The organism is Pseudidiomarina atlantica (assembly GCF_000753735.1).
GTDB classification, from domain to species: Bacteria; Pseudomonadota; Gammaproteobacteria; order Enterobacterales; family Alteromonadaceae; genus Pseudidiomarina; species Pseudidiomarina atlantica.
This window is the reverse complement of record NZ_JPIN01000048.1, coordinates 1-811: the sequence shown is the minus strand read 5'-3', so window position 1 is coordinate 811 and position 811 is coordinate 1. Positions and strand designations below refer to the sequence as shown.

Sequence of the window (811 nt, the reverse complement as noted above, 5' to 3'; positions counted from 1 at the left end):
GGGCATGCTAAACAGTAAAAATAAAATGGTTGTTATCATTGTTTTTTTCATCGTGTATTGCCTCCTAGTAAAAGAAAGGAACAACATAGGGGTAAGCCAATGCTGTTAAAGTAAGCACCGCAACGAGCCAAAACATCACTTTGTAGCTCTTACGAGCATTTGGCGTTGCGCAGGTGTTATCAGGGTTGCAGTCATCAGCACGCCGGTATATTCGACGCCAGGCAAAGAATATGGCAATCAATGCAATGGCAATAAAAATGGGTCGATAAGGCTCAAGTGCTGTGAGGCTCCCAATCCAGGCCCCGGATACACCGAGTGCAAGTAATATGAGGGGACCCAGACAACACGCAGATGCCAGAGTCGCTGCGATCCCTCCCGCGAGAAGAGAGCCCCGACCAGATTTTGAATTTGACATAAGAGTAACTCCTTCGGGCATTTTGCTTTAATGTGTTAATCTTAGACCCGTACCTCACTACGGAAGCAATAGCTATGTTAAAAAAACGCAACGTAATGACAATTGGCACGCTGGCCAAAACAGCCGGCGTGGGCGTGGAAACGGTGCGCTATTATCAGCGCCGAGGGCTAATGAGCGAGCCGGAGAAGCCGTATGGGGGGATCCGACATTACGACGAACAAGCGCTTGCTCGGCTTCATTTTATTCGCGCGTCTCAATGGCTCGGATTTAGTCTGGATGAAATTGGTGAGCTATTAACTCTGCAAGATGGCGCTCATTGCGATGAAGCACGGGAGCTTGGAGAGCAAAAGCTCACCAGTGTTCGTCGAAAGATATCGCGCTTACAGCAAATTGAAC

2 protein-coding genes are annotated in these 811 nt (G+C 48.3%); one reads left to right on the top strand and one right to left on the bottom strand.

Translation table 11 applies throughout. The annotated features are described in order from the left end of the window. Nucleotides 1-64: 64 nt before the first annotated feature. Nucleotides 65-415 carry a mercuric ion transporter MerT gene (gene merT, locus IDAT_RS12895; protein ID WP_034734507.1) on the bottom strand — a complete coding sequence of 117 codons (351 nt, stop codon included), beginning with the start codon at nt 413-415 and terminating at the stop codon, nt 65-67. Nucleotides 416-489: 74 nt separating this feature from the next. Between merT and IDAT_RS12890 the strand changes: the two genes are divergently transcribed. After that, the coding region (locus tag IDAT_RS12890) for a MerR family transcriptional regulator (RefSeq protein WP_034734505.1) at nt 490-811 on the top strand (322 nt) is incomplete at its 3' end.

Coding starts and splice junctions, on each gene's coding strand:
- merT (WP_034734507.1), bottom strand. CDS start 415: ATGTCAAATTCAAAATCTGGTCGGGGCTCTCTTCTCGCGGGAGGGATC.